This window comes from Rubrivirga sp. S365 (assembly GCF_032248475.1).
In the GTDB taxonomy this organism is placed as follows: domain Bacteria; phylum Bacteroidota; class Rhodothermia; order Rhodothermales; family Rubricoccaceae; genus Rubrivirga; species Rubrivirga litoralis.
In genome coordinates this window covers 2,025,598-2,052,344 of the sequence record NZ_JAVTTN010000001.1, presented here as the reverse complement: position 1 = coordinate 2,052,344, position 26,747 = coordinate 2,025,598, and the positions used below count along the sequence as shown (strand labels likewise).

General features: G+C 75.3%; 19 protein-coding genes. 9 read left to right on the top strand and 10 right to left on the bottom strand.

The window, feature by feature from the left end; all coding sequences use genetic code 11:
* Positions 1 to 5: 5 nt before the first annotated feature.
* From RQM47_RS08850 to RQM47_RS08840, 3 genes are all read right to left on the bottom strand, one after another.
* Entirely contained in the window at positions 6 to 2,555 is a 2,550-nt protein-coding gene (locus RQM47_RS08850) for a heavy metal translocating P-type ATPase (protein WP_311664571.1), read from the bottom strand.
* Between the two features lie 38 nt (positions 2,556 to 2,593).
* Complete coding sequence (locus tag RQM47_RS08845; RefSeq protein WP_314008533.1) at positions 2,594 to 3,340, bottom strand: class I SAM-dependent methyltransferase; 747 nt, start codon at positions 3,338 to 3,340, stop codon at positions 2,594 to 2,596.
* Positions 3,341 to 3,416: 76 nt separating this feature from the next.
* Complete coding sequence (locus RQM47_RS08840; RefSeq protein WP_314008531.1) at positions 3,417 to 4,634, bottom strand: efflux RND transporter periplasmic adaptor subunit; 1,218 nt, start codon at positions 4,632 to 4,634, stop codon at positions 3,417 to 3,419.
* Between the two features lie 457 nt (positions 4,635 to 5,091).
* Between RQM47_RS08840 and RQM47_RS08835 the strand changes: the two genes are divergently transcribed.
* From RQM47_RS08835 to RQM47_RS08825, 3 genes are all read left to right on the top strand, one after another.
* The gene (locus tag RQM47_RS08835) at positions 5,092 to 6,198 is read left to right on the top strand and encodes an META domain-containing protein (protein WP_314008529.1); all 1,107 of its coding nucleotides are present in this window, start codon (positions 5,092 to 5,094) and stop codon (positions 6,196 to 6,198) included.
* Positions 6,199 to 6,470: 272 nt separating this feature from the next.
* Positions 6,471 to 7,757, top strand: a complete 1,287-nt coding sequence (locus tag RQM47_RS08830; protein ID WP_314008526.1) for a mechanosensitive ion channel family protein — start codon at positions 6,471 to 6,473, stop codon at positions 7,755 to 7,757.
* Positions 7,754 to 10,105, top strand: coding sequence for a patatin-like phospholipase family protein (locus RQM47_RS08825; protein WP_311664581.1), 2,352 nt, complete (start codon positions 7,754 to 7,756; stop codon positions 10,103 to 10,105). The genes RQM47_RS08830 and RQM47_RS08825 overlap by 4 nt, the downstream gene beginning before the upstream one ends.
* Before the next feature lie 28 nt (positions 10,106 to 10,133).
* Here RQM47_RS08825 and RQM47_RS08820 read toward each other — a convergent pair whose 3' ends face one another.
* Both RQM47_RS08820 and RQM47_RS08815 read right to left on the bottom strand, forming a co-directional pair.
* Positions 10,134 to 10,730, bottom strand: a complete 597-nt coding sequence (locus RQM47_RS08820; protein ID WP_311666088.1) for a transposase — start codon at positions 10,728 to 10,730, stop codon at positions 10,134 to 10,136.
* On the bottom strand, positions 10,727 to 11,080 hold the full coding sequence (locus tag RQM47_RS08815; RefSeq protein ID WP_311666090.1) for a helix-turn-helix domain-containing protein: 354 nt from the start codon (positions 11,078 to 11,080) through the stop codon (positions 10,727 to 10,729). Before RQM47_RS08815 ends, RQM47_RS08820 begins: the two co-directional genes overlap by 4 nt.
* A 393-nt stretch (positions 11,081 to 11,473) precedes the next feature.
* Between RQM47_RS08815 and RQM47_RS08810 the strand changes: the two genes are divergently transcribed.
* The 4 genes from RQM47_RS08810 (at position 11,474) to RQM47_RS08795 (ending at position 17,241) form a co-directional block, all read left to right on the top strand.
* Complete coding sequence (locus RQM47_RS08810) at positions 11,474 to 12,118, top strand: hypothetical protein (protein ID WP_311664584.1); 645 nt, start codon at positions 11,474 to 11,476, stop codon at positions 12,116 to 12,118.
* 148 nt (positions 12,119 to 12,266) lie between these two features.
* A complete protein-coding gene (locus tag RQM47_RS08805) occupies positions 12,267 to 14,927 on the top strand; it encodes a histidine kinase (RefSeq protein WP_311664586.1) in 2,661 nt (886 codons plus the stop codon).
* Between the two features lie 64 nt (positions 14,928 to 14,991).
* On the top strand, positions 14,992 to 15,822 hold the full coding sequence (locus RQM47_RS08800) for a LytTR family DNA-binding domain-containing protein (protein WP_311664588.1): 831 nt from the start codon (positions 14,992 to 14,994) through the stop codon (positions 15,820 to 15,822).
* Positions 15,823 to 15,933: 111 nt separating this feature from the next.
* Positions 15,934 to 17,241: a SpoIID/LytB domain-containing protein gene (locus RQM47_RS08795; protein WP_311664590.1), complete on the top strand. Its 1,308-nt coding sequence runs from the start codon at positions 15,934 to 15,936 to the stop codon at positions 17,239 to 17,241.
* Positions 17,242 to 17,297: 56 nt separating this feature from the next.
* On the opposite strand, the gene RQM47_RS08790 is transcribed toward RQM47_RS08795, so the two are convergent.
* Positions 17,298 to 18,668 carry an FAD-dependent oxidoreductase gene (locus tag RQM47_RS08790; protein WP_311664592.1) on the bottom strand — a complete coding sequence of 457 codons (1,371 nt, stop codon included), beginning with the start codon at positions 18,666 to 18,668 and terminating at the stop codon, positions 17,298 to 17,300.
* Positions 18,669 to 18,710: 42 nt separating this feature from the next.
* Positions 18,711 to 19,814, bottom strand: coding sequence for a cation diffusion facilitator family transporter (locus RQM47_RS08785; RefSeq protein WP_311664594.1), 1,104 nt, complete (start codon positions 19,812 to 19,814; stop codon positions 18,711 to 18,713).
* 271 nt (positions 19,815 to 20,085) lie between these two features.
* On the opposite strand from RQM47_RS08785, the gene RQM47_RS08780 reads away from it, so the two are divergent.
* Positions 20,086 to 21,255, top strand: a complete 1,170-nt coding sequence (locus tag RQM47_RS08780; protein ID WP_311664596.1) for an alpha/beta fold hydrolase — start codon at positions 20,086 to 20,088, stop codon at positions 21,253 to 21,255.
* A gap of 184 nt (positions 21,256 to 21,439) precedes the next feature.
* A complete protein-coding gene (uvrC, locus tag RQM47_RS08775) occupies positions 21,440 to 23,293 on the top strand; it encodes an excinuclease ABC subunit UvrC (protein WP_311664598.1) in 1,854 nt (617 codons plus the stop codon).
* A gap of 243 nt (positions 23,294 to 23,536) precedes the next feature.
* Here uvrC and lepB (RQM47_RS08770) read toward each other — a convergent pair whose 3' ends face one another.
* The 3 genes from lepB (RQM47_RS08770) to RQM47_RS08760 form a co-directional block, all read right to left on the bottom strand.
* Positions 23,537 to 24,655 (bottom strand): signal peptidase I, encoded by a 1,119-nt coding sequence (gene lepB, locus RQM47_RS08770; protein ID WP_311664600.1) that lies wholly within the window; start codon positions 24,653 to 24,655, stop codon positions 23,537 to 23,539.
* 75 nt (positions 24,656 to 24,730) lie between these two features.
* Entirely contained in the window at positions 24,731 to 25,858 is a 1,128-nt protein-coding gene (lepB, locus tag RQM47_RS08765; RefSeq protein ID WP_311664602.1) for a signal peptidase I, read from the bottom strand.
* A 115-nt stretch (positions 25,859 to 25,973) separates the two neighbouring features.
* The gene (locus RQM47_RS08760; RefSeq protein WP_311664604.1) at positions 25,974 to 26,726 is read right to left on the bottom strand and encodes a hypothetical protein; all 753 of its coding nucleotides are present in this window, start codon (positions 26,724 to 26,726) and stop codon (positions 25,974 to 25,976) included.
* Between the last annotated feature and the right edge of the window lie 21 nt (positions 26,727 to 26,747).

The following is a 26,747-nucleotide window of genomic DNA, read 5'->3' as shown; positions in this document are numbered from 1 at the left end:
GGCGGCTACTCCCGGTAGGCCAGGAGCCGGAGCGCGTTGAACACGACGACGAGCGTGGACCCCTCGTGGAGCGCCACGGCCGGCCCGATGCCGAGCCCGAAGATCGTCGCCGGCACCAGGAAGGCCACCATGCCCAGGCTCAGCCACAGGTTCTGGCGGATGATGCCGCGCGTCTTGCGGCTCAGGCCGACCGCGAACGGGAGCCGCGCGAGGTCGTCGGCCATGAGCGCCACGTCGGCCGTCTCGAGCGCCACGTCGGAGCCCGCCGCGCCCATCGCGATGCCGACCGTCGCGTTCGCGAGCGCCGGCGCGTCGTTGACGCCGTCGCCGACCATCGCCACCCCGCCCCGCTCGCGGAGCCGCTTGATGGCCTCGACCTTGTCGGCCGGGAGCAGGTCGCCGCGCGCCTCGTCGATGCCGACGGCGCGGGCGACCGACTCGGCGACGACCTGGGCGTCGCCCGAGATCATGACGGTCGTCTCGATGCCCAGCGCGTGGAGCCGCCGGATGACGCCCTCTGCGCTCTCGCGCGGCGTGTCCATGAGCCCGACGACACCGAGGAACCGTGCGCCGCGGCGGACGAGCATGGTCGAGCGGCCGTCGGCCTTGAGCCGGCGGTCGTCGTCGAGGAGGGCCGCGGGCGGGGCGGCGCCCCCGTCGAGCGTGAACAGGGCGGGCTTGCCGACCTCGACGGGCTCGCCGCCGAGCGTCGCGCGGACGCCGTGGCCGGTCACGCTCTGGAGGTCCTCGGCCGCCCCGCCCGAGGCCGCCCCGCCCGCTGCGCGGTCGCCCAGGTCGCGGACGACGGCGCGGGCCAGCGGGTGCTCGCTCAGGCGCTCGACGGCGACGACGGCTGCCACGAGCTCGGCCTTGGTCGCGCCCGCCGCCGGGACCACGTCGGTCACGCGCGGCTCGCCCTCCGTTAGCGTCCCCGTCTTGTCGAAGGCGACGGCCTCGATCCCGCCCAGCGCTTCGAGCGGCCCGCCGCCCTTGACGAGCACGCCGCTCCGCCCCGCCCGCGCCACGCCCGAGAGCACGGCCGACGGCGTGGCGATCGCGAGCGCGCACGGACTCGCCGCCACCAGGACGGCCATCGCCCGGTAGAACGAGACCGAGAACGACTCCGTGATCACGCCCAGCGCGTCCAGCGCCGGCGGGCCGACGATGAGGAGCGCCACGAGCACGAGCACGGACGGCACGAACACCTTCTCGAAGCGGTCCGTGAACCGCTGCGTGGGCGAGCGCTCAGTCTCGGCCTCGGCCACGAGCTGCACCACGCGCGCCAGCGTGGTCTCGCCGGCCGGCCGCGTGACGACGACGTCGAGCGCGCCCGCCCCGTTGAGCGTGCCCGCGAACACGCGGTGCTCCGGGGCCGGCTCGTCGGCAGCGAGGGCCGCGTCGAGGTCCGACGCCGGCCGCTTGTCGACCGGCACGCTCTCGCCCGTCACCGGCGCCTGGTCGACCGCGCTCGTGCCGCGCACGACGACGCCGTCGGCCGCGATCCGCTCGTCGGGGCGGACCACGACGGTGTCGCCCACCTGGAGGTCACCGACCGGCACCTCGGCCTCCACCCCGCCCCGCCGGACGCGGGCGGTCGCCGGGGCCAGTTCGCCCAGCGCCTCGATGGCCGCCCGCGCGCGGCCCATCGCGTAGCCTTCGAGCGCGTGGCCGAGCGAGAACAGGGCGAGCAGCAGCCCGCCCTCGAACCACTCGCCCAGCGCGGCAGCGCCGGCCGCGGCCACGATCATGAGGAAGTCGATCTCGAACCGCCCCGCCCGGATCGAGTCCCACGCCTCGCGGACCGTGAACCACCCGCCAAAGGCGTAGGCGCCGAGAAAGAGCGCGAACGGAACGGCCTCGGCGACGCCCGTGAACACGTCCAGCGCCCACCCCGCCCCCACGCAGACGCCGGCGAGGAGGGCGAAGACCAGCTCGGTCCGCTCGCCGAAGATGCCACCGTGGGCGTGGGCGTGCGCGCCCGGCGCGTGGTCGTGGCCCGCGTGCTCGTCGTCGGAGCGGGGCGGGGCGGCGTGTTCACCCGGGCCGTGGTCGTGGCCCGCGTGGGCGCCCACCCCGCCCTCGGCGGCGGCCACCTCGGGCGGCTCCGTCGCCGTGACCGTCACGCCCAGGTCCGCCAGGGCGCGGCGGAGCTCGGCCTCGCCCGTCGCCTCGCGGTCGAACTCGATGCGGACCGGCCCGGTCGCATTCGCCTCGGCCTCGACGACGCCCGGCGCCTGCTGCAACCGCTCCGTCACGGTCCGCGCCCGGCGCTGGTGGCCCAGCCCGTCGACGGCCCAGAGCACGTGCCCGTAGCGCTCCGTGACGCGGGCGCCCGCGGCCTCGGCCGCGCGGCGGAGGCGCGGGAGCGCGACGACGGCGGGGTCGTAGTGCAGGCAGAGCTGGGCGGGGCGGCCGCCCTCGGGCGGGACGACGTGGGCGCGCTCGACGCCGGCCGTCGCCCCGAGCGCGTCGGTCAGGCGGCCGACGCAGGCGTCCTGCGCGTCGGGGGCATCAGGAAGGAGGACCGGGAGGTCGAGGCGGAGCGGGGCGGGCATGGGTGGCGAAACGGGGACGGGGCGGGAGCGGCCGCAGCCTACGGCGCGGGCGGGGCGGCGGGCGGGGCGGCGGCGACGGCGAGGTAGACGGCGCCCCCGAGCGTCTCCTCGTAGGCGACCTGGCGGGCGTGCCTGAAGACCGAGCGCCACGGCCGGACACCCTCGGAAGCGCGTGTGACCCCGAACGGGCGGTTGACGAGCGCGCCCAGGCGGACGGCCCACTCGGGCCAGCGGGCGGGGCGGCGCAGGCCGCCGACCACGATCCGCCGGCCGGGCGCGAGCGCCGCCACGGCACGTTCGACGACAGCGTCGTGCTCGGGGACGAACTCGAGCCCGTACGTCGAGACGACGCCGCCGAGTGGGGCGGGAAACGCGAACTGCCGCACGTCGCCCTCGACCAGCTCGACGGTCGCCCACCCACCCCGCCCAACCCGCCGGCGGGCGCGGGCGAGCATCTCAGGCGAGAGGTCCACGCCGACGACGCGGCCGGTCGGCCCGACGGCGCGGGCGAGCCGGCCGAGGTTCGCGCCCGTCCCGCACGCGAGGTCCACGACGGTGTCGCCGGGCCGGAGCGCCAGGGCTTCGACGGCGCGGCGGTGGAAGCGGTCTGCGCCGACGAGGGCGTAGGCCGCGGCCACGAGGTCGTACGTCGGCGCGGCGCGGTCGTAGAGGGCGCGGACGGCGTCGGGGCCGAGCGCGGGCGGGGCGGCCGTGCGCTGCCCGCGGCGCCACGCGAGGACGACGCCCGCGGCGGCGGCGAGGAGGAGCGGGGCGATCCGGTTCACCGGCGTCGTGCGAGGTCGGGAGGAGCGGGCACCGCCCCGCCCCGGTTTCGAAGCGGGGCGGAGTGGCGGTCCGGCGTCAGTGGCTGTGCCCGGAGAGCTCGCCGCGGCTGCGGAAGCTTTTGAGCGCGAACACGCCGTCGACGACGACGCGCTCGCCGGGCTCCAGGCCCGCCGTCACCTCGACGCGGTCGCCAGTCGCCCCGCTCAGCGCGACGGCGCGGCGAGCGTAGGTCCGCGGCTCGCCCGGGACCGGCACGTAGACGAACGCCTGCCCGCCCTCGCGCTCGACGGCCTCGGCGGGGACCGTGACCGCCCCGCCCGCGCCGCCCGCCGGGGCCTCCACCTCGAAGGCCACCGTCACGAACGTCTCGGGCCGCAGCTCGGCCGTCGCGTTCGCCACGCGGAGGCGGACAGTGGCCGTGCGCGTCTCGCCGGCCACCGCGGCGCCGACGAACTGGACGGTGCCGCGGTAGCGCCGCCCGCCCGGGGCCTCGATCACGGCCGCGTCGCCCTGGCCGATGGCGGCGGCGGCGGCCGGGTCCACGCTCGCGTCGGCGTAGACCTGGCCCGGCGCGACGACCTCGTAGAGCGGGGCGGCGGCCTGGACGAAGGCGCCGAGCTCGGCCTGCCGCGCCGACACGACGCCCGCGATGGGCGACGCGACCGTCACGCGCCCGGTCACCCCGCCCGGACCGGACGGCGCGGTGCCGCCGTGGGACCGGATCTCGCCGGCGAGCGCGGCCGCCTGCGCCTCGGTCGCGCGGGCGTCGGCGACGGCCTGTTCGAGGAGCGTACCCGAGATGAGGTCCTCGGCCGCGAGCTGGCGCGACCGCGCAAGCTGCTGCTCCGCCTGCGTCGCGCGGGCCTGCGCCTGGAGGTACTCGCCCTGGAGGCGCGCGACCTCGGGGCTCTCGATCGCCGCGACGGCGGCGCCCTGGCGGACCGCCTGGCCCTCGGCCGCCAGCAGCCGGACGACGCGGCCGTCGACGAGCGCGCCGACCTGGGCCTGCCCCGTCTCGGTCGGGACGATCCGGGCCGGTACGCGGAGCTCGTCCGCGAGCGGCCCGGCCTGGGCGGCGGCCGTCTCGATTCCGGCCGCGGCGGCCTGCGCCTCGGTGAGCGCGATCTCGCCCTGGGAGTCGTGCCCGTCGTCGCTGTGCCCGTCGTCGTGCTCGGCGTCGCCGTGCTCCTCGTGGTCTGTGTCGTCGGCGGGCGCCGCCCCGAACTCGGAGCCGCACCCGGCGAGCGGGGCGGCCGCGAGGAGGAAAAGGAGGATGTAGAGGGGCCGGTTCATCGGGGGCGGCGTCGGGGCCGCTGTGGCGTGGGAGGTCGGGCGGGGTGGCCGGGGCGCCAGGGCGGATTGCGCCGACGCCTCCGGTACGGCGCGGCCGCGCGAACGTTCGACCGTTGGAAGCGCGAGAGTGACGGCGAGCGCGCTCCCCAGGACGGCGCATGGTACCGCCCCGCCCCGCCCCGCTCACTCGCTCGGGCGGGGCGGGTCACGGGCGGGGCGCCGTCACCGCCCGAGGCGGACACGACAGGTCGTGTCCCTAACGATCCTACCCGGCCCGGCTCGCCCGGGCGGGGCGGCGCGTGGCGGCGTCGTGAACGGGGCGCCCATGCGTGGAGAAGAAGGGTCAGCCGCAAGCGGCCTCAGAAACTCCCCTTGCGGCGCTCCCATTACACGCCGTCACGTCTCCGGCCTGGGCGCCGCCCGCGGCCCGCTCCCTTCTCTCAACGTTTCCCGTCCCATGCGCCTGCTTGTTTCTCTCCTCTTACTTGGCCTCTTCGCCGCCGGCTGCGCCTCTACGGGCGCGATGGGCGACGCCGCGGACCGGGTCGTCGGCCCCACGTGGCAGCTTACGTCGGTCGGCACCGTCGCCGCCGCGGGACCCGAGGCCACGATCACGTTCGAGCCCGACGGCCGCGTCTTCGGCACGACGGGCTGCAACCGCTTTTTCGGCACGTACGACTTGGGCTCCAACGGCGCCCTCACGCTCTCTGAGGTCGGCTCGACGCGGATGGCCTGCCCGCCGATCGACATGACGCAGGAGGCCGGCTTCCTCGACGCGCTGGACCGCGCGGAGCGTGTCCTGGTCGAGGGCGATCAGCTGTCCCTCGTGGCGGATGATGAGCGGCTCCTCCGGTTCCGCTCTACGGCGGGCTCCACGGCCAACGCGACGCTCTCCGGCACCGTCACCTACCTCCCGCGCATCGCGCTCCCGCCGGACGCCGTCGTCGCCGTCCGCCTTATCGACGTGAACCGGGGCGACGCGCAGGCCCAGGCGGTCGCCGAAAACCGCGTGGAGACGGACGGCGGGCAGGTGCCCATCCCGTTCTCGCTCCGCTACGACGCCTCGCAGATCCAGCCGAGCAACCGCTACGTGGTCCGCGCCGAGATCTACGACGCCGACGGCACCGCCCTGTGGACGACGGACACGTCGTACCCGGTGCTCACCAACGGCGCGCCCTCCGACGACGTCGAGATCCGCGTGGCGCAGGTGACTGAGACCGGTGTGAACAGCGCGCTCATCGGCCCGTCGTGGCGGCTCCTCGAAATCCAGAAGCCGGGCGGGGTGGCCCTCTCGTACGAGGGCACAGCGCCGTTCACGATCTCCTTCGGGACCGACAGCCGCTACAGCGGCCAGGCCGACTGCAACCGCTACGGCGGCACGTTCGAGGTCGACCCCGACGGAGCGCTCCGCCTGTCACAGGGGCTCTCGACGCTCGCGGCCTGCCCGGAGCCGTCGGTGTCGGGCGACTTTTTCGAGGTGCTCAACAACGTCGGCCGCTACGACGTCGGCGGCGGGCGCCTGACGCTGCGCGGCGTCGACGGCGGCTCGCTCGTGTTCCAGTAGGCCGCGTCCCGTAGGCCGCGCGCGCGGCCCGTCCGCTCCGGGCGGGGTGGTCCTGTCGACCGCCCCGCCCGTCTGTTTTGCACGATGCGGGGGCGGGGCGGCACCGGGCGGGGTGGAGCGCATCGAGCGCCGCCCCGCCCGTCGGTTCTCGACTGCCCGTCCGCGACTGGGAGGGCGGGGCGGACCGGCGAGCGGTCGCCGGCTCCGCGGGGCGACGAGCGTTCCGGCCCCGCCGCGGGCCGTAGACTCGGCCACCCCGCCCCCACGAGACGATGCTCCGCTCGGTCCTACGCCAGCTTCTCGACGCGGAGCACCTGGACCGTATGGTCCTGGGCGTCCCGGTCGAGGACTGGCTGCTGCTCGCCGCCGCCCTCCTCGCGACGGGCCTGCTGCTCGCCGTCACGCGCGCCGCCATCCGCTGGCAGCTGCGCCGAGACACCCGGAGCCGGACCAACGCCTGGTTCGCGCAGGCCGTCGACAACGTGCTCGAGCGCACGCGGGGGTACTTCCTGTTCGCGCTCACGCTCTACCTCGCCTCCCGCCTCGTCGGGTGGAACGAGCAAGGGCTCACGTGGACGGCCACGCTGCTCACGCTCGCGTCGCTGCTCCAGGCGGGCCGGTGGATCACCGGGCTCATCGAGATCTGGCTCGACCGCTACCGGGCGCAGAAGCTGGACGCCGACGCCTCGGCCGTGACCAGCATGCAGGCCATCGGGATCCTGGCCCAGATCGCCGTGTGGTCGGTGATCGCGCTCATGTTCCTGGCCAACATCGGCATCAACGTGACGACGCTCGTGGCCGGGCTCGGGATCGGCGGCGTCGCGATCGGCCTGGCCGTCCAGAACATCCTCGGCGACCTGTTCGCCTCGCTCTCGATCGTCCTCGACAAGCCGTTCGTCATCGGCGACACGCTCGCGGTCGGCGACGAGATGGGGACGGTCCAGCACATCGGGCTCAAGTCGACCCGGATCCAGAGCCTCTCGGGCGAGCAGATCGTGTTCTCGAACGGGGACCTCCTCGCGAGCCGCATCCGCAACTACCAGCGGATGACCGAGCGCCGGGTCGTGCTCACGTTCGGGGTCACGTACGACACGCCGCCCGACGAGATCGCCGCGGTCCCCGGCCGCGTCCGCGAGGTGATCGAAGGGCTCCGCTCCGACGACGACACCCAGGGCGCCGCCCCGCTCGGCGGCGACCCGCCCAAGGCCGACGCTCCGGTCCCCCCGCCCGTCCGGTTCGACCGCGCCCACTTCAGGGGGTTTGGGGCCTCGTCGCTCGACTTCGAGGTGGTCTACTACGTCCTCGTCCCCGACTACGCGCGGTACATGGACGCGCAGCAGGCCATCAACCTGGGGCTCCTCCGGGCCTTCGGGGCGCACGGCGTCGAGTTCGCCTTCCCCACGCGGACACTCCACGTCGCCTCCGACGCCCGCCCCGCCCGCGACGGCTCGGCCCGCGACAACTCAGCCCGCAACGGCTCTGACGCCGAGACGCCCGACCGCCACGACGCCCGCCCCGCCGACGGCGACGAGGCGCCCGCCCCGCCCGACCCCGCATGACGCGCTTGTTTCTCGCCCTCGCCCTCGTCGCTTCGGGCGGGGTGGCGGCTCAGACGGCCACTCCCGCCCCGCCCGCCGAGCGGCCGACGGTGGGCCTGGCGCTCTCGGGCGGGGCGGCCAAGGGGTTCGCCCACATCGGCGTGCTCCAGGTGCTGGAGGAGGAGGGCGTGCCGGTCGACGTCGTCGCCGGGACGAGCATGGGGGCGCTCCTGGGCGGCCTCTACGCCGTCGGCTACACGGGCCACGACATCGAGCGGATCGTGCTCGACCTCGACGTGCCGGCCCTCCTCTTCGGGCCGAGCGGCCCGGGCGCGCTGAGCCTGGGCGAGGCCCTCGTGCCTGGCCCCACGCTCATCGACGTGCCCACGCGCGGGCTGACGCCGGTGCTCCCCGAGGGGCTCCTCACGGGGCAGCCGCTGCTCGAGCTGCTCGCGCGGCTGACGTGGGACGTCCAGGGCGTGACCGACTTCCGGGACCTCCCGCGGCCGTTCGCGTGCAACGCCATCGACCTGGTCACGGGCGAGGACGTGACGCTGGACGCGGGGTACCTCCCGCTCGCCATCCGCACGTGCATGTCGCTCCCGGGCGCGTTCCGGCCCATCCGCTACGGCGACGGCGTGTACCTCGACGGCGGGCCGGACCACATGCTGCCGGTCCCCGAGGCCGAGGCGCTCGGGGCCGACCTCGTCATCGGCGTCGACGTGAGCAGCGACGTGGACCCGGAGACCGGCCGGCTCCGCCTGTCGCCGACCGGCAACACCGTCAACCTGCTGGTCCTCTTCGAGAAGGTCACCGGCACGACGCGCCGCCGCCGGGCGATCGGCGACCGCGAGGCCACCGACGTCCTCATCCAGCCCGACGTGGCGGCCGTGGTGTCGGCCGGCCTGACGGACCCGGCCCCGTGGATCGCCGAGGGCCGCCGCGTGGCGACGGCGGCGCTCCCCGAGATCCGCGCGCTCCTCTCCCAGAACGACGTAGGCCGCGCCGCCCCGCCCCCGCCGCCGCCCGCGCCCCGGGCGGTCCGCGTGGGCGCCATCCGGTTCCGGGGCGTCGAGGGGCCGGCGCTCCGGCTCGCCGAGCGGCTGACGGCGCGCGCGCTGCCGGCCGACCTGGGGCCGGACGACGTCGACCGGCTCGTGGGTCGCCTCGTGGCGACTGGGAGCTACGACTACGTGATCCCGCGCGTCGTGCCGGACGGGCGGGGCGGGGCGGCCGTGCTGGACGTCCGCCTGGTGCCGAAGGACCCGCCGGACCGGCTGGGCTTCGGGCTCCGCTACGACGACGAGAACGGGGGCGAGCTGCTGGCCCAGCTCGCGCTCCGCCACCGGCTCCGCTGGGGCGACCGCTCGGCGTTCGCGCTCCGGCTCGGCCGCCAGTCGCAGGCGCTCGCCGCCTACACCGCCCCGCTCGGGCTGACGTCGTCGGTCGAGGCCGGCGCGCGCGTCGGCGTGACCGAGGCGCCGGTCGACGTCGTGCTGCTGGGCGAGGAGAAGGACCGCTCGACGCTCTCGCAGCGCGTGGCCGAGGCGGCGCTCGTGGGCGCGTGGGCGCCGCTCCCCAGCGTGCTCGTCGGCGCCTCCGTCGGGGGCGGGGTGGGGCGGAACGAGGTCACCGACTTCTCGGTCGACGCCAACGCCGTGTTCCCCGGCCCCGACGGCGTGCCCATCGTGCTCGACCCCGAGGGCGTGGCGCTGGGCGAGCGGTGGGCCTCGGGCACGGCCTTCGCCGAGGTCCGCACGCTGGACCGGCTGAACGTGCCCACGCGCGGCGTCCGCGTCCGCGCTCAGGTCGAGGGCGGGCGGGGCCGGCTGGACGCGACGGAGTTCGCGGACCGGATCTCGGAGCAGGCCCGCGTGCCGGCCGCGTCGCTGGGGCTGGTCGAGGTCCGCACGGGCGGGTTTACGCGGGCGCTCCTCGACGTCGAGGGGTTCGTGCCCGTCTCGCCACGTGTCTCGCTCGTCGGCCGCGCGGCCTACGCCCGCGGCTCGGGCGAGGGCCTCCCGCTCAACCGGCGGACGTTCCTGGGCGGGATGCAGACGGTGACGGTCCTGCCGGGCACGTTCCTCCCGCTCTACGGCCACGACCCCGAGTCGCTGACCGGCCCCAACGCCTGGCTCGCCGTCGCGGGCATCCAGGCGCAGGCGGGCGCCCTGTTCGCGCGCCTGTTCGCGAACGCCGGCCGCGTCTTCGGCGACGACGACGCGATCGTCGACGCCGACGGCGTGCTCGCGGGCGTCGGCCTCGACCTGTCGGCGCGGACGCCGATCGGCCCGGTCACGCTCTCGCTGGGGACCGACGCGCTTGACCGGCTCCCCGACGTGGGCGTCCGCGTAGGCTACGTGTTCTAGGGCGGACTTCGGGAGGGTACAGCGTAGCTCAGTCGGGTAGGAAGGCGTAGCCGCAGTGCGCGATCCACCCGGAGGCGTCCGATGGTGTGACCGCGGAAACGGCTTCGTCGAGCGCGTCGAGCAGCGCGTCCCGGGCGTCGGCCAGCTTCTGCTTGACGATCGCCTTCACCTTCGACCACATCGGCTCGATCGCGTTGAGATCCGGGCTGTACGGCGGCTGCGGGAGCACGCGGGCACCGACGGCCTCAACGAGTGCGATTGCAGCCGGGCTGTGGATCCGGGCGTTGTCCCAGATCACTACGTCGCCCTCCTCCAAGCACGGCACCAGGCTCTCGGCCACGAACGCCTCGAAGTGGGGGGCCTTGACGGACCCCTCGTGTGCCCGCACCGACCCGCACGTCGCGGCCATCCACCCGATGAGGTTGACCCGCTTGCCGACCCGGAAAGGGGCGACCTCGACGCACCGCGTGCCGATGGGCGCGAACCCGTACGCCGACCGCGCGCCGATCTGAATCCCCGACTCGTCGACGAAAACCAACCGCTCGGCTGGGATCGCCGCGACCTCCGCCAAGAACGCCTCGCGCTTGGCGACCACATCCGGGCGGAAGCGCTGGGAGGCGATCATGGACTTTTTTTTCGGGTGACCCGCCACAGACCCAGCATCCGCTGGACGGTCTGGCGGCTGATGGCGCGTCCGGTGTCGGCCTCGAACCGGCGGGCGATGGTCGCGTGCGGCATCGAAGGGTTCTCGGCGAGGTACCCGTCGAAGAGCGGGCGGTCGTCGTCGGTCACGAGCGGGGTATGGCCACCGCCGTGGGGCCGAGGCTCGACGGACCCCTGAATGCGGTCGAGGTGGCGGAGCCGGTGGACGGTCGAGACGGAGACGCCGAAGCGGGCGGCGACGACGGGGGCAGTGGCCGAGCGGGCGGCGTCGAGGACGCGGCGACGGAGGTCGACGGAGAGCGGGGCGGGCATGGCCGAAGCTACCCTGTCAACCCGGGATGGCTTCGCTGTACTCGGTACGGGATGCGGGTCTCGGTGGGCTCTCCGGGCTGCGTGCCCTCTACGTCCTCGGCCGCGAGGCGACCACCCCGCCCCCGCCGACGTGCGCGCCCGCCCCGCCCCGTCCGTCCGGGCGGGGTGGCGACCGGCCGGCGCCGAGCGGCGGCGCCCCTCGTGCGGGCGGGGTGGGGCACAACGGCGTCCCCACCCCTCTGAGCGGCGTCACGAGGGGCGGATCTCAGGGAATTCAGACGCCCTCTTCAACACCGCGCCCCTGCTCCACGTTGATAACTCGAATCCCCCGATCCGCTCCGTGCGGCCCTGGGACACCCCCTCCACCACAGACCCGCTGGGTCCCCCCTCCCTGTGAAGACACTCGCCTTTCCGCTCCTCGCCGCCCTCGTCGCCCTGCCCGTGCTCTCGGGCTGTGACTCGAACGACGACGACGAGACCACCTACGACGTCCAGTTTACCGCCCTCAACAACAGCGGCGTGACCGGCACCGCCGAGCTCACGATGGACGACAACGACTTTACCGTCGAGATCGACGCCGACGATCTCGACGCCACCGTGCACCCCCAGCACATCCACGGCGCGCCGGGCGGCACCGTGACCGCTCAGGCCGTGTGCCCGACGATGGCCGACGACGCCAACGCGGACGGCTTCGTGGACGTGCTCGAAGGGCTCCCGCGCTACGGCGCCATCCTCCTGCCGCTCGACGACGACATCTCGACGCAGGCGCAGAACGTCTCCGGCTTCCCCACCGGCACCTCCATCGACTACTCGGAGTCGACCTCGGTGGTCGCGCTCCGCTCCGCCCTCGTCAAGGACGACAGTGACACGAGCGACCCCATCGGCACGCTCGGTGCAGACGGGATCGTCGACCTCGACGACTACGTGATCGTGATCCACGGGACGAACGACGAGCTTCCGGCCTCGGTCGGCACGCTCCCGGGCCTCCCGAGCCAGGCCACGCTCCCGGTCGCCTGCGGCCGGATCACGCGGAGCTAACCCCCCGACGCGCTCCCAAGGCCTGCGCGCCCGGCCCCCTTCGGTGGGGCCGGGCGCGTTGTCGTTACGGGTCCGCACCCCGCCCCGCCCATGGAGCGCGCGCGAGGCCGCCGCCCCTCGCGGGGGCGGGGCGGTCTAGATTCCCCGCATGTCGCCGCCGGCCCACCGTCTGCTCGTCCGGGCGCTCGCCGTGGCGCTCGCGGCGCTGGCCCTGTACCCGCTCGCCCAGATCGGGCGCGCGTGGGTCGAGTACACGGGGACGGTCGGGCTGGGGCTCGAGGAGAGCCCGCCGCGTGGGTTCGACGGCGTCCGCTGGGAAGACGCCGCCCCGCCCACCGCGAGCGGGGCGGTCCGGGCGGCCTACGTGTTCCCGCGCGGGCCGGCGGCGGCGGCCGGGCTCCGCGAGGGGGACCGCCTGCTCACGCTCGACCTCCGCCCGGTCGCCTCGGCCGCCAGCGTCGAGCGCGACGTCGAGCGGGCGACCGGGGCCGTGCTCGCCTACGGCGTCGAGCGGGGCGGCGTCGAGCGCGCGCTTGACGTTCGCGTCGAGCGGTACCCGACGTTCCTGTACCCGGTCCAAGGGCGGCTGTGGGCGGCGGCCGGGTGGGGGTTCGCCGTCGCCGCGTTCCTGCACCTGCTGGCCTACCTCACCGTCGCCCCGCTCGCGCCGCGGAGCCCGCGCGCGCGGCGCTCGCAGCTGCTCATCGGGGCCGCGCTCGTGTGGGTGGCCGGCAACCTCGTGCGCCTGCTGTGGGTCGAGGTCTGGGGGCCGCCGCCGGCCGGACCGGCCTCGGGCGGGGCGGCGCTCGCGGGCGTCGCGTTCGACGCGCTCACGCTGGCGGCGCTGGGCGGGTGGATCGCCTACCCGCTCCTGCTCCTCGACCAGGGCATCCGCTCGTCGCGGCAGGCGGCGGGGCTGGGGGCGGGGCGGTGGGTGCTCGTCGTGCCGGCCGCCGTCCTCGGCGTGGGCGTGACGCTGGCGACCGTCGTCGGGCACGTGGGGCCGCTCCCGCCGGACGCGTTCGCGATCCCCATCCTGTTCTACGTGTGCGTCTACGTGGCCGCCGCGACCGCGCTCTCGTTCGGGCGCCCGGCGGCCGCCCCGCCCGACGCCGCCCCGCCCCCGCGGTGGAGCCGGGCGGGGAGCGCGTTCGTGTTCGCGCTCTCGGTCGCCGGCGCCGCGCTCGTCGCCGCGCGCGTCGCGCCGGGGCCGCAGGACGTGCCGACGGCGTGGTTCGTGGTCGCGTTCCAGCTGTTCTCGCTGCTCCCGGTCGCGCTCGTGTCGCTCTCGACGCTCCGCTACGGGCAGTTCGACGTGCTCCTGCTGCGCGGGCTCTCGGCCGTGGCCGTGCTCGCCGGCGCGTTCGTGGCCGTGTCGCTGGGCTCGCTCGCGCTCGACGCCGTGCTCCCGGGCGGGTCCCACCCGGTCGCGCTCGGCGTGCTCGTCGTGGTCCTGCTCCTGGTCGCCGAGCGGACGGCGCCGATGGTCCGGGAGCAGGTGCAGCGGGCGTTCCGCACCGAGCGGCAGCGGGCGCGGCGACGGCTGGACCGGCTGGGCGACCGGATCCGGTTCGCCGTCGACGTCGACGCGCTCGCGGCCGAGACGGTCGAGTCCGTAGGCCGCGCGCTCGGGGCGCGCTCGGCCGTCGTGTTCCTGTTGGCCGGGGCCGGGACGCCGGCCGAGCGGTGGGTCCGGGCGCGGTTCCGGCCCGAGGCGCCGACGTTCGAGGAGGCCGACCTCGAGCAGGTCTGGGCGCGCGTCCGCGACGAGGGCCGCGTGTGGTCGTGGAACGAGGAGCTCAACGAGTCGGCGCTGCCGCGGGGCTACGCCGAGCGGCTGGACCGGCTGGGCGCCGCCCTCGCCGTGCCCGTGACGACGGGGCAGGGCGGGGCGGTCGGGCTCGTCGTGCTCGGTCGGAAGGCCCGACGGTTCACGGTCTACAACACCGAAGACGTCGACCGGCTGAAGGCGCTGGCCGGCGGGCTCGCCCTCGCCGTCGAGCGGCTCCGGCTGCTCGAGCGCGAGCGGGCGCTCGTGCGCCAGACGGCCGAGGCCGAGCTCGCCACGCTCCGCGCCCAGATCAACCCGCACTTCCTGTTCAACGCCCTCAACACCGTCGCCGCGCTCATCGGCGAGCGGCCGGACGAGGCCGAGCGGACGGTCGAGCATCTGGCCGGCCTGTTCCGCGACGTACTTACGGCGAGCGGCCGCGCGCTCGTCCCCCTCCGCGACGAGCTCCGCCTGGTGCGCCGGTACCTGGCCGTCGAGAAGGCCCGGTTCGGCGACGCCATTGAGGTCGAGGTCGACGTCGAGGCGGGCGCGGCGGACGCCGAGGTGCCGGCGTTCGCGGTCCAGACGCTCGTCGAGAACGCGGTCAAGCACGGGGTCGAGCAGAAGCGGGGTGGCGGCCGCGTCTCGGTCCGCGCACGCGTCGAGGGCGGCGCGCTCGTGGTCGACGTCCGCGACACGGGCGCCGGGCTCGCCGTGGCGCCGCCGCCTGCGGGCGGGGCGGACGCGGGCGGGGCGGCGGGCGACGGCGCGGCCGCGGACCCCACGGCGTTCTACGGCGTCGGCCTGCGCAACGTGTCCGACCGGCTCCGCCAGCTCTACGGCGACGGCGCGCGCCTGACGCTGGCCCCGCGCGACCCGGGCACGCTGGCCTCGCTCGTCGTCCCGCTCGCGCCGCCCCGCCCTGACGCCCCGCCGGCCGCCCCGCCTGAGGCGCCGGGCGCGAACGAAGACGCGAACGGGCGAGGTGGGGCGGTTGGGGACGTGCTCGCGCCCGTGTCGCCCCGTGTCGTCCCGTGACTCGCCGCCCCGCCCGCGCGGCCTGTCCCGCCCGCCCCTCTCCCCCACCCCGCCCCTGCTGCCCATGAGTGCCCTCCGCGTGTTGATCGTCGACGACGAGGCCCCGGCCCGGTCCCGGCTCCGCCGCCTGCTCGACGGGTTCGTCGAGGACGGCCGGATCGAGGCGCCGGTCGAAGCCGCCGACGGGGTCGAGGCCCTGGAGCGGCTGGCCGAAGCCGAGCGCCCGTTCGACCTCGCGTTCCTCGACGTCCGCATGCCCGAGGTCGACGGGTTCGACGTGGTCGAGCGCGTGGCGGCGGAGCGGCGGCCGGACGTCGTGTTCACGACGGCCTACGACGAGTACGCCCTCCGCGCCTTCCGCGCGAACGCGACCGACTACCTCCTGAAGCCGATCGACGCCGAGCGGCTGGAGGAGGCGCTCGCCCGCGTCGAGGACCGCCGGGGCGACAGCGAGGAGCGCGACGAGCGGCTGGCCGCGCTCCTCGACACGCTCGACGAGCAGGCCGCCGCCCCGCCCCCGGACGGCGACACGGGGCCGCCGATCGAGCGGTTCACGGTCCAGGGCGTCGACCGGCTGGTCGTGGTCTCGGCCGGCGACGTGATCGCGGCCGAGGTGTCGGACGGCATCACGAACCTGTACGTCCGCCAGGAGGGCCGCGAGGGCGGGGCGGGCATCGGGCGGCATCTCGTCGGGTTCACGCTCGACGCGCTGGAGGCGCGGCTCGACCCGGCACGGTTCATGCGTGTCCACCGGAGCGCGCTCGTCAACCTCACGTGCGTCCGCGAGATGGTCCCCTGGTTTTCGGGCCGGTACAAGATCGTTCTCACGGGCGGCCACGAGGTGACGGCCAGCCGCTCGCGCTCGCGCGAGCTCCGCGACCGGCTCAGCCTGTAGGACCGCCGGGCGGGGCGGCCTGGGGGATTCGCTGTGCCGGCCGCCGCGCCGCGCGCCGTACACTGCCACCTGTCCCCCACCGAGGGCGCCGCCCGGTCGCCCTCCCGTCCCATGCCGTTCCGCCTCACCGCCCCGCTCCTGGTCGCCCTCGTGTTGTCCGCCGGGCCGGCCCTGGCCCAAGAGCCGGCGGTCCGCGTCCGCGTCCTCTCCCGCGAGGCGCCGCGCGCGGTCGAGGTGTCGGCCGACACCGCCCCGCTAGCCGTCGTCGTCGACGGCCGGACCGTGGGGACGCTCGGCCCGGGCGCCGCGCTCCGCGTCGTGCCGCGCGCGTCGGGCGTCGAGGTCGAGGGCGGCGGCCTGCGCGGGCGGGGCGGCCGCGTGGTCGTCGCCGGCCCGGGCGTCCGCGTCCGAGCGGGGCGAACGGACCGCCGCTACGCCGGAGCGCTGGAGGCGACGGCGGCCGGCGGGCGCCTGGAGCTCGTCAACGAGACCCCACTCGAAGCTTATGTGTCGAGCGTGGTCGCGTCGGAGTACCCGTTCCGGGAGATCGAGGGGGCCAAGGCGCAGGCCGTCATCGCGCGGACCTACGCGCTCCGCCGGGGCGGGGCGGCTGGGGCCTACGACCTCGACGACCACACGGGCTCGCAGGTGTACCGAGGCGCTGGCGCCGAGACCGAGACCTCGCGGCGGGCGGCGGCCGAGACGCGGGGCGAGGTGCTCCGCTACGGCGGCGCGCTCGCCGAGACGCCCTACTTTTCGTCGTCGGGCGGCCACACGGCCGACAACGAGGCCGTCTGGAACGGCGCCCCGCTCCCCTACCTCCGCGGCGTGGCCGACCCGTACGACGCCGCCTCGCCGCACCACGCGTGGGAGGCGACCGTCGACGCGGGCCGCCTCCACGCCGCGCTCTCGGACCGCTTCGGCGGGCGCGTGACGGGCTTCTCGGTCGTCCGCCAGTCGCGGACGGGACGCGTCCAGGAGATCGCGCTCGACGGGGCGGGGCGGCCGACGATCTCGGGGAGCCAGTTCCGCAGCGCGGTCAACGCCGTGCTCGGCGCCAAGACGATCCGGAGCACGCGGTTCGAGGTCGCCCGCGACGGGGGCGCGTACGTGTTCACGGGCGGCGGCTTCGGCCACGGCGTCGGCATGAGCCAGTACGGCGCGCGCGGGCAGGCGCTGGCGGGCCGGTCCTACCGCGACATCCTCGCCTTCTACTTCGCGGGGACGGCGCTCGCGGGCACCGGCGGCGAGCGCTACGCGACCCTCGACCGCCCCGCCCCGCCCGTGGCCCCGGCCTACGCCCCGCCAGCCTACGCCGCCCCGCCCGCGGCGAGCGGGGTGGTGGTCCGTCGGCGGCCGGCGCCGCGCCGGGAGGCGCCGGCCAGGGCGGAGCCGACAAAGCGGCGCGTGGCGTGGTAGGGGCGGGGCGGCCGTGTTTCCCGCCCCGCTCGTAGCGGGCGGGGTGGCGGCGAACCCTACCGCCCCGCCCGGCGCACGGCCACGCTCGCGGCAACCTTCAACGGGTCGACCGCCGGCGCGACCGGCGGGTTGTAGACCAAGTCGAGGTCCTCAGCCAACTCGCGCGCCGTGGCCCCGGCCTGGACGAGCGGGACGAGCACGTCGGCCCGGAGCGCGGCGCCCTCGGCCGACACGATCTGGCCACCCAGGAGCCGCCCCGCCCCGCGCTCGACGACGAGGCGGACGTCGATGGGGCACGAGCCGGGGAAGGCCGCCGTGCGCGTCCAGTGGCGGACGTCGGCGGCGACGGCGTCGAGCCCGGCGTCCGCCGCCTGGGCGAGTGACAGGCCGACGGAGCCCACCTCGATCCCGAACGCTTTGACCGCGACGCCGCCCGCGATGGGGCGGAACGTGTCGGCCCGGCCGCCGCGCGAGGCCGCGTTGCGGGCCGCCACGCGCGCCGAGCGCCGGCCGGTCGGCGCGAGCGGCCACAGGACGCGCCGGCCGTCCGGCGCGCGCGGGACCTCGGCTACGTCGCCGCAGGCCCAGACGTTGGCGAGCGACGTCTTCATGCGGTCGTCGACGGCCAGCCCGCCCATCTCGCCCACGCGGGCGCCGGCCGCGACGGCGAGCTCGGTCCGCGGCTCGACGCCGATCGACACGACGACCATCTGGCAGCCGACGAGCTCGCCCGCGTCCGTGCGGACCGCGCGCACCCGCCCCGCCCTGTCCGCGAGGATCTCGGTCGGCTTCTCAGCGCGGACCGCGACGCCGGCCGCGGCGACGGCCCGGTCCATGAGGTCGCTGGCCTCGCACGCGACCGTGTTGTTGAGGACGCGGCCGGACGGGTCGAGGATCGTCGCCTGGAGGCCACGGTCGCGGACGGCCTCCGCCATCTCGACCCCGATGTAGCCGCCGCCGGCCACGACCACGTGGCGGACGGACTCGGTCTCCAGCCAGAGCCGGACGGCCTGGGCGTCTTCCAAGTCGCGGATGACGAACACGCCCGCGGCGTCCTCGCCGGGCACGCCCAGCCGCCGCGCGCGGGCGCCGGTCGCCAGGATCACCCGGTCGAACCGCTCCTCGCGCTGCGCCCCGTAATCGAGCGCGTCGACCACGAGCCGCCCCGCCCGGGCGTCGAGCGCCGTCACGCGCTCGCGCAGGCGGACCTCGAACCCCCGGCTGCGTTCGAGTTTCTCGGCCGTGTTCACGACGAGCGCGTCCGCCCCGCCCAGGTGGCCGGCGATGTAGTACGGGATCTCGCACGTCCCGATCGAGACGTGGCGGCCCTCTTCGAACATCACGACCTCGGCGTCCGGCGCCTGGCGCTTGGCCTCGGCGGCGGCGGCGGGGCCGGCCGCGAGGCCGCCGACAACGGCGATGCGCATGGGACGGGCGGGGTGGTGGAGTCGCGGGCGGGGCGGTCGAACCTACGCCCGCTCGGCGAGCGAGTCGGCCACGTCGTCGTGGGGGACGCCGGCCGAGTGGCGGTGCGACGTGGGTTCGAGGTGCGACGTGATCTGCACGCGGCTCTGGGGGAACAGCGCCCGCTGCCGGGCCTCGACCTGGGACGCCCGCTCGTGGGCGTCGTCGAGGCGGAGCGCGTCGGGGAGCAGGAGGTGCTGCTCCAGCCACACCTGGTCGTTCACGCGCCGGTGGCGGACGTGGTGATGGCCCTGGATCAGCCCCTCGGCCTCGGCCGCCGCCAGCACGTCCAGGACGCGCGCCGTCTCGGCGTCGTCGGCGCGCTCCATCAGCCCGCCGTAGGCGTCGCGGATGAGGCGCCCGCTCGTCCACAGGATGTTGGAGCCGGCGAGGAGCGCGACGACCGGGTCCAGCCACTCGATCCCGGTCACGACGACGAGGCCGACGCCGGCGAGCACGCCCAGGCTCGTCCACATGTCGGTGAGGACGTGGTGGCCGTTGGCGACGAGGACGAGCGCGTTCGTCCGCTTCCCGACGCGCACGAGCGTCGCGCCGAGCACGAGGTTGACGAGCGCGAGCGCGGCCGTGATCGCGAGGCCCACGCCCAGGTTCTGGAGCTCCGGCCCGACGATGAGCGCCCGGATGGCTTCGTAGCCAATCGCGAGCGCGGCGACCAGGATGAGCGCGCCCTCCAGCCCGGCCGAGACGTAGGCGATCTTGCCGTGCCCGTACGGGTGCGCCCGGTCCGGCGGCTGGGCCGCGTACCACAGGCTGAACCCGGCGACGGCCGTCGCGAACAGGTGGACCACCGACTCGAGCGCGTCGGAGAAGATGGCCGTCGAGCCCGTTAGCCCGTACGCCGCGAGCTTCCCGACCAGCATGACGACCGCGACGACGAGGCTGGCCGCCATCGCCACGCGCTGCTGCCGCTGGACGTCCGCCCGCTCCGCGGCGCTCGCGGGCGGGGCGGGGCGGGGCTCGTGGCCGGCGTGGAGGAGCATGGCGCTTGGACCGCCCCGCCCGCCGGGGGGTTTCGGGCGGGCAGCGGGCAGCGACGACAACCGCCCCGCCCAGGCGTGGGCGGGGCGGCCGACGTAGCGGCGTTGCATGCAACGCCGTCGGGGCGCGGCGCACGGGCGGCGGCGGGCGGGGCGGTGACGCCATCCAGAACAGCCCCGCCCACCTCGGCCACGGCGGCCGCGGCCGAGGCGCCTGACATGGGCGGGGCGGCACTGAGCGGGGCGGTGCCTGCCCAAGCCGCCCCGCTCACCCCGGACACGACGAGTCGTGTCCCTACGGGCGCCGGTTGCCGGCCGGTTGCGCCAACCTTTCCCGCCCCGCCCCGTTTTTCCACCGTCCCTCTCTCCCCCCAAAAATCCCATGACCCTCGACCACGTCGGCATCGCGCTGTCGGACCCCGAACAAGAAGCCGTCTTCCGGCGCCTGCTCGACGCGGCGCCGTACAAGACCGAGGCGGTCGAGCGCGAGGGCGTGGCGACGACGTTCTTCGGCGACGGCGGCCAGGGCGGGGCGGCGCCCAAGCTGGAGCTCCTGGAGGCGACCCGCGACGACTCGCCCGTGGCGACGTTCGTGGCGAAGCGTGGCCCGGGCGTCCACCACCTCGCCTTCGAGGTCGGCGACCTGGAGGCCGAGATGGAGCGCGTGCGCGCGGCGGGCTTCCGCCCCCTCGCCGACGCCCCCAAGCCCGGTGCCGACGGCAAACGCATCGTGTTCCTCCACCCCAAAGACACGGCCGGCGTGCTCGTCGAGCTGGTCCAGAGCGTCCGCCCCGCCCCGGCGTGGACGACGCTGGCGACCGACACCGGCGACCGCGCCGTCCAGGTGTCGGGTCCCGACGACGGCCCGCCGCTCGTGGTCCTGCACGGGGCGCTGGGCTCGACGGAGTTGGAGACCGACCGGCTCGTCCGCGTGTGGGAGCGGACGTTCCACGTGCACGCGCTCGATTTTGCCGGCCACGGGCGGAGCGCCGCCACCCCGCCCGACGGACCGCCGACGTGGGAGACCTACACGGCCGACGCCGTCGCGCTCCTGGACTCGCTGGACCGCCCCGCCCGCGTGTTCGGGTTCTCGATGGGCGGGGCGGTCGCGCTCGCCGCCGCGCTCGCCCGCCCCGCCCTCGTCGGGCGCCTCGCCGTCCACGGCGCGAACGTGCAGTGGAACCAGGCCGAGGTCGAGGCGATGGTCGGGCCGATGGCCCCGGAGCGGATGGCCGAGGCGACCCCGTTCTGGGCGCGGCGCCTGGAGGAGACGCACGGGGCGGGGTGGCGCGGCCTCGTGGCCGACCTCGTCGCCTTCACGCGCGGCCTCCCGGACGCCTGGCTGGAGGACGCCGACCTCGCCCGGATCGCGTGCCCCACGCTGGTCTCCGCCGGCGACCGCGACCGCTACTTCGACGTCCGCCACGCGGTCGGCCTCTGGCGCGCGGTCCCGGACGCGCGGCTCCAGATCCTCCCCGGCCTCGACCACCCCATCCAGGGCGTCGACGTGCCGACGTTCGCGGGCGGGGTGGCGGACTTCCTGCTCGCGTAGCCTTCCGCCCCGCCCGCGCCGAGTGTCGTGACGCGGGCAGGGTGGCGTGACGCGCCGCCGTCACCGGCGGGCACGAACCTGGGCGGTCCCGCGTACGCCACTCCGCCCCGCCCCGCCCGTTGGGTCCGCCCGCCAGATTGGTTGCGGACGGGGTGGCCGCCCCGCCCCGTGCCCGCCCCGCCCCGTGACCGAAGCGCTCGCCGACAAGCTCAAGCACCTGCCCACGTCGCCCGGCGTCTACCAGCACCAGGACGCCGAGGGCACGACGCTCTACGTGGGCAAGGCCAAAAACCTGCGCAGCCGCGTCAGGAGCTACTTCCAGGACGGCCGCCCGCGCGAGGGGCGCATCCAGGCCCTCGTCAAAAAGGTAGTCGACGTCGAGGTCATCGTGACCGACACCGAGGCCGAGGCGCTCATCCTCGAGAACAACCTGATCAAGCGGCTCAAGCCGCGCTACAACGTCCTCCTGAAGGACGACAAAAGCTACCCGTTCATCTGCGTCAAGAACGAGCGCTTCCCCCGCGTCTTCCCCACACGCACCGTCCGCCGCGACGGCTCGCTCTACTACGGGCCGTACACGGACGCCAAGGCGATGAAGCTCGTCCTCAAGACGATCAAGGACCTGTTCAAGCTCCGGTCGTGCTCGCTCCACCTCAGCGAGGCGGCCATCGAGGCCGGCAAGTTCCAGCCGTGTCTGGACTACCACATCCAGCGGTGCGCGGCGCCGTGCGTGGGCTACGAGACCGAGGCCCACTACAACACGACCATCGAGCAGATCAAGACGCTCCTCGAAGGCAAGACCGGCGAGCTCCGGGCGCTCCTCCAGGACGAGATGGCCTCGCTCGCCGCCGACAAGAAGTTCGAGGAGGCCGCCGAGTACCGCGACCGGATCGCCGCGCTCAAGAAGTACAGCGAAAAGCAGAAGGTGGTGACCGACGAGCAGGTCGACCGCGACCTGTTCGCGCTCGCCGTCGAGCGCGAGGACGACGTGGCCGTCGGCGTCCTGTTCAAGGTCCGCGAGGGGAAGATCGTGGGCCGCCAGCACAAGGTGCTCCGCGGCATCGAGGGGGCCGAGGACGCCGACCTCATGCAGCGGTTCGTCGACGACCACTACGCCGGCGCCACGTTCTTCCCCGACGAGGTGTACCTGGCGTCGGAGCTCGCCATGCCGTCGGCCGTCGAGGAGTACCTCCGCGACGCGCGAGGCAAACGGGTCGAAGTCCGTGTGCCCCAACGCGGAGAGAAGGTCGACCTCATGAACATGGTCGAGGCCAACGCGCGCCTGCTCCTCGGCGAGTGGCAGCTCCAGAAGGAGAAGCGCGACGAGGACCGGATCCCGCGCTCGGTGATGGCGCTCCAGCGCGACCTCCGCCTGAAGAAGCCGCCCCGCCGGATCGAGTGCTTCGACATCTCGCACCTGGGCGGCACCGGCACCGTCGCGTCGTGCGTGGTCTTCCAGGACGGCAAGCCACGTAAGAGCGACTACCGGACCTACAAGATCCGGACGGTCGAGGACGGCAAGCCCGACGACTTCCAGTCGATGCGCGAGGTCGTCGAGCGCCGCTACGCGCGGCTCCTGCAGGAGAACGGCCCGTGGCCGGACCTCGTGATCATCGACGGCGGCAAAGGCCAGCTCTCGTCGTCCGTCGAGTCGCTCAAGCGCGTCGACGTGTACGGCAAGTTCCCCGTCGTGGGGCTGGCCAAGCGGCTGGAGGAGGTCTTTTTCCCGGGCGAGAGCCAGTCGACGATCATCCCCCGCACGTCGTCGTCGCTCCGCCTCATCCAGCGCGTCCGCGACGAGGCCCACCGCTTCGCGGTGACGGCGCAGCGGAAGCAGCGGCGGATCAAGGACCTCCGCAGCGAGCTCCTCGACATCCCGGGCGTGGGCGCGAAGACGGCCAAAAAGCTCCTCACCGAGCTCGGGAGCCTCAAGGCGGTCAAGGCCGCGGGCGAGGCCGAGATCGCCGCGGTCACCGGCCCGTCGGTGGCCCGCAAGATCCGCGCGCACTACGACGCCGCCCCGCCCGAGGCGGCCTGAGGGCGGGGCGGGCGCCCTGGGCGTGGGCGGGGCGGTTCCACCCGCGCGGCGCTCGCCACCCCGCCCGCATCGTCCACCACCCCTGGCTACGCCGTCCCTTCGGGGTGTCCCCTCCTGGCTGCGCCGTGTCCAGGAGGGAGACTCCTCCCGCCCCGCTCAATCTGAACGCTGATAAAGCAGAAGACCTCTTGATCCTGCACTAGGGAGCAGGCCTGTACCTGGTACCCCGTACCTCCCCGACGTCTAGCGCACCGCCGTCCCGATCCGGTCCCAGTGGGGCGCGCCGGCCGCCTCGTCCCACGAGAAGTAGACGGCGACGGCCTTCCCGATGAGGTGGTCCTCGGGGACGAACCCCCACGTCCGGCTGTCGGCCGAGTCGTCGCGGTTGTCGCCCAGGACGAAGTAGTAGTCCTGGGCGAACGTGTAGGTCTCGGCCGGGACACCGTCGACGAGGAAGCCGCGCGCCGTGCGCTCGGCGCGGTGGCCCTCGAACCGCTCGATGACCGTGCGGACGACCGGCCACGAGGCGTCGTCGAGACGGACCGTGGCGCCGGCGCGGGGGACGACGATCGGGCCGTAGTCGTCGAGGCTAAAGTGGAAGGCCGCCGGGAAGGCCGCGCTCCCGTCGCCCAGCGGGCGGACGAGCGGATAGACGGCGTCGACGCCGGGGAGCGCCCGGAGCCGGTCGGCCTGCCCCGCCGTCCCCTCGATCAGCCAGAGCCCGGCCGCCCGGCGCTCGATGCGGCCGTCGAGCCCGAGGAGCGCGTCGGGCGGGAGCGGCTGGGACAGCCGGACCTCCCACAGCTGGCGCCCCACGGGCGGGGCGGGCTGCGCCTCGGCCCCGATGCGGACCTCCTTGGCCCGGATCGCGAGCGTGTCGCCGGGGAGCGCCACGACGCGCTTGATGTAGGGCGTCCGCCGCGCGGGCTCGGGGTCGAGCCCCGGCGGGTAGTTGAACACGGCCACGTCGCCGCGGTCGGGGTCGTCGAACCCGGGCAGGCGCGCGCCGAAGAGGCGCGGCCCGTAGTGGAGCTTCGAGACCAGCACGAAGTCGCCCACGAGCAGCGTGTCCTCCATCGACGTCGACGGGATGCGGAACGCCTCGAACGCGACGGCGCGCAGGAGCACGGCCACGAGGACTGCCCCGCCCACGACGCGGAGCCACGCCCACAGCTCGGCCGCCCCGCCCCGCCCCGCGGCAGGTCTATCCTGGCGGCGGTCGGCGCCCGGCGCCACCGGAGGCGCCCCGTTCGGGCCGGGCGCGCCGTCGCCAGCGGCGAGCGGCGGGGCGGCCTCCCCCACCGCCCCGCTCCCGGGTCGGGGCGGGGCGGGCGAACGGTCGGGCGGGGTGGCGTCGAGCACGGGCGGGGTCCGGTCGGGGGCCGACGGAACGGGGCCGCCCCGCCCACTCGTTCCCACTCGTTTCCCAGCGCGGCGCTACGGGATCGGCTGGAAAAAGCGGCGGAGCCGGGGGATCGGCGGGAGGTAGCGCTCGAACGAGAGGAACGTGAACAGCGCCTTCCCCACGAGGTGCGTCTCGGGCACGAACCCCCAGTAGCGGCTGTCGACCGAGTTGTCGCGGAAGTCGCCCATGACGAAGTAGTAGTCCTGGTCGAACGTGTAGGTCGCGGACGGGACGCCGTCGATGAGCACCGCCCCGCCCTCGCCCTGCGTGAGGTCGCGGCCCTCGTAGCGGACGATGGCCTCGGCGTAGGTCGGGAGCGTCCGCTCGTCGAGCACGACGGTCAGGCCGCGGCCGGGGACCACGAAGGGCGGGACGTGGTCGGGGTTCTTCCCGAACGTCGGGTCGCGCCAGGACTCGTCGAGCACGAACGGGTCGACGCGGGCCACCTCGGGGAGCGCCTCGAGCGCGGCCACGCCCACCGGCGTCGCGAACACGTCGTACTCGCGGGGCTCGGCGATCGCGGCGCCGTCGCGGCGGTCGCTGCCGGGCAGGAGCGTCACGCCGAGCTCGGCGAGCTGCCGCGCGTTCGGGCGCGTGGCGCCGGTCGCCGTCACGCGCCACCGCTGCTTGAGCGTCGGCCCGAGCGGGACCGGCTCGCCGCCGATGTGGAGGACCTTGTCGAGGACCGCGACCGTGTCGCCGGGCGTCCCTACGATCCGCTTGATGTAGGGCGCCCGCCGCTCGACGGGCGTCGACTCGGGAATCGCCCCGCGCTCGACGTCGACGGCGGACGGGTAGTTGAACACGGCCACGTCGCCGCGCTCGGGCTCGGAAAACCCCGGCAGCCGGGTCTGCGGGAGCTCGACGCCCGGGAGGTAGACGCCCGTGAACGGGATGCCGATCGTGCTCGGCGTCCGCGGCCCGTAGTTCAGCTTCGAGACGATGAGGAAGTCGCCCACGAGCAGCGTCTCCTCCATCGACTCGGACGGGATGCGGAACGGCTCGAAGATGAACGTCCGCAGCAGCAGGATGATGACGATGGCCTTGGCCCAGAACCACAGGTTCTCCTTCATCGTCGGCTTGGCCGGCGCCTCGCGCCGCCGGCCGTCCGCCCCGCGCGGCGTCCGTTTTCGGTTCTGTCGGGTCGTGGTCGTGGCCAAGCGGGTAGGGGGCGAGCCCTCGGGGCGGACCCGGAGGGCGGACCGTGGGGGGCGGGGCGGTCGAAGCTACGGGCCGCCCCGCCCCAGGGTGCGGGCGGGGCGGACGCTGGCGGCCCTAGCGGTGGATGATCCAGCGGTCGCCGGCCGCCCCGGCCCACCGCGGCGGCCGCACCTCGCGGACGTAGAACTCGGTCCCGTTGTAGCCCGTGCGGTACCACGTCCGCCGCGCGAACGAGTGGTAGTAGTCGAGCCACGGGACCGGCCGGCGCTCGGCGGCGAGGCGCCGCGCGAGGTCGGCCTTGAGGGCGGGGAGGAACGCCGCCTGCTCCTCGTCGGCGGCGATCATGAGGCCGCGCCCGAACGGGCCGTCGAGGTCGAGGACGAGCACGGGGATCGTGTCGTTGACGGCGAACCAGTACTCGAACTGGACGTGGTCCGAGCCGCCGTAGCCGTAGCGCTTCTGGGCGTCGCCGTTCCGCGTGGGGTCGCCGAAGGCGGCCTGGAGCTGGCCCCGGAGCACGGCCGTCGACGTCGTGTCGATGGCGGCCGCCCCGCCCGTCGGCGCCGAGAGCCAGAACGCCTCGCCGTACTGCTCCAGGAACGGCCCCTGCTCCCGCGGCCGCACCTTCTCCCACCGGAGCGTGGCCATCCGGGCCACGCGGATGGCGCTGTCGGCGCGGGCCTCGTGGGCGCGCCGCGCGAGGTCCGACGCCGCCTGCCGCCGCTCGCGCGACGCCGCGTAGGCCGCCAGGTGGGGGTCCCCCGCCCCGCCCGGGCGGGGCGGGCGGGGCGGCACGCGCGGGCCGATCTCGGCGAGCGCCTCGGCCGCGCGCGCGGCGCTGCGCTGGCGCTGCAGCAGGTCGACCACGTTCTGGGCGTGGGGGGCAGG

What these genes read in the sequence shown, in the direction of transcription:
- RQM47_RS08835 (WP_314008529.1), top strand. Translation starts at nt 5,092, where the DNA reads ATGCGCCTGCTTGTTTCTCTCCTCTTACTTGGCCTCTTCGCCGCCGGC.
- RQM47_RS08815 (WP_311666090.1), bottom strand. Translation starts at nt 11,080, where the DNA reads ATGCCCGCCCCGCTCTCCGTCGACCTCCGTCGCCGCGTCCTCGACGCC.
- RQM47_RS08825 (WP_311664581.1), top strand. Translation starts at nt 7,754, where the DNA reads ATGACGCGCTTGTTTCTCGCCCTCGCCCTCGTCGCTTCGGGCGGGGTG.
- RQM47_RS08820 (WP_311666088.1), bottom strand. Translation starts at nt 10,730, where the DNA reads ATGATCGCCTCCCAGCGCTTCCGCCCGGATGTGGTCGCCAAGCGCGAG.
- RQM47_RS08780 (WP_311664596.1), top strand. Translation starts at nt 20,086, where the DNA reads ATGACCCTCGACCACGTCGGCATCGCGCTGTCGGACCCCGAACAAGAA.
- RQM47_RS08805 (WP_311664586.1), top strand. Translation starts at nt 12,267, where the DNA reads ATGTCGCCGCCGGCCCACCGTCTGCTCGTCCGGGCGCTCGCCGTGGCG.
- RQM47_RS08785 (WP_311664594.1), bottom strand. Translation starts at nt 19,814, where the DNA reads ATGCAACGCCGCTACGTCGGCCGCCCCGCCCACGCCTGGGCGGGGCGG.
- RQM47_RS08850 (WP_311664571.1), bottom strand. Translation starts at nt 2,555, where the DNA reads ATGCCCGCCCCGCTCCGCCTCGACCTCCCGGTCCTCCTTCCTGATGCC.
- RQM47_RS08800 (WP_311664588.1), top strand. Translation starts at nt 14,992, where the DNA reads ATGAGTGCCCTCCGCGTGTTGATCGTCGACGACGAGGCCCCGGCCCGG.
- RQM47_RS08830 (WP_314008526.1), top strand. Translation starts at nt 6,471, where the DNA reads ATGCTCCGCTCGGTCCTACGCCAGCTTCTCGACGCGGAGCACCTGGAC.
- RQM47_RS08795 (WP_311664590.1), top strand. Translation starts at nt 15,934, where the DNA reads ATGCCGTTCCGCCTCACCGCCCCGCTCCTGGTCGCCCTCGTGTTGTCC.
- RQM47_RS08840 (WP_314008531.1), bottom strand. Translation starts at nt 4,634, where the DNA reads ATGAACCGGCCCCTCTACATCCTCCTTTTCCTCCTCGCGGCCGCCCCG.
- RQM47_RS08790 (WP_311664592.1), bottom strand. Translation starts at nt 18,668, where the DNA reads ATGCGCATCGCCGTTGTCGGCGGCCTCGCGGCCGGCCCCGCCGCCGCC.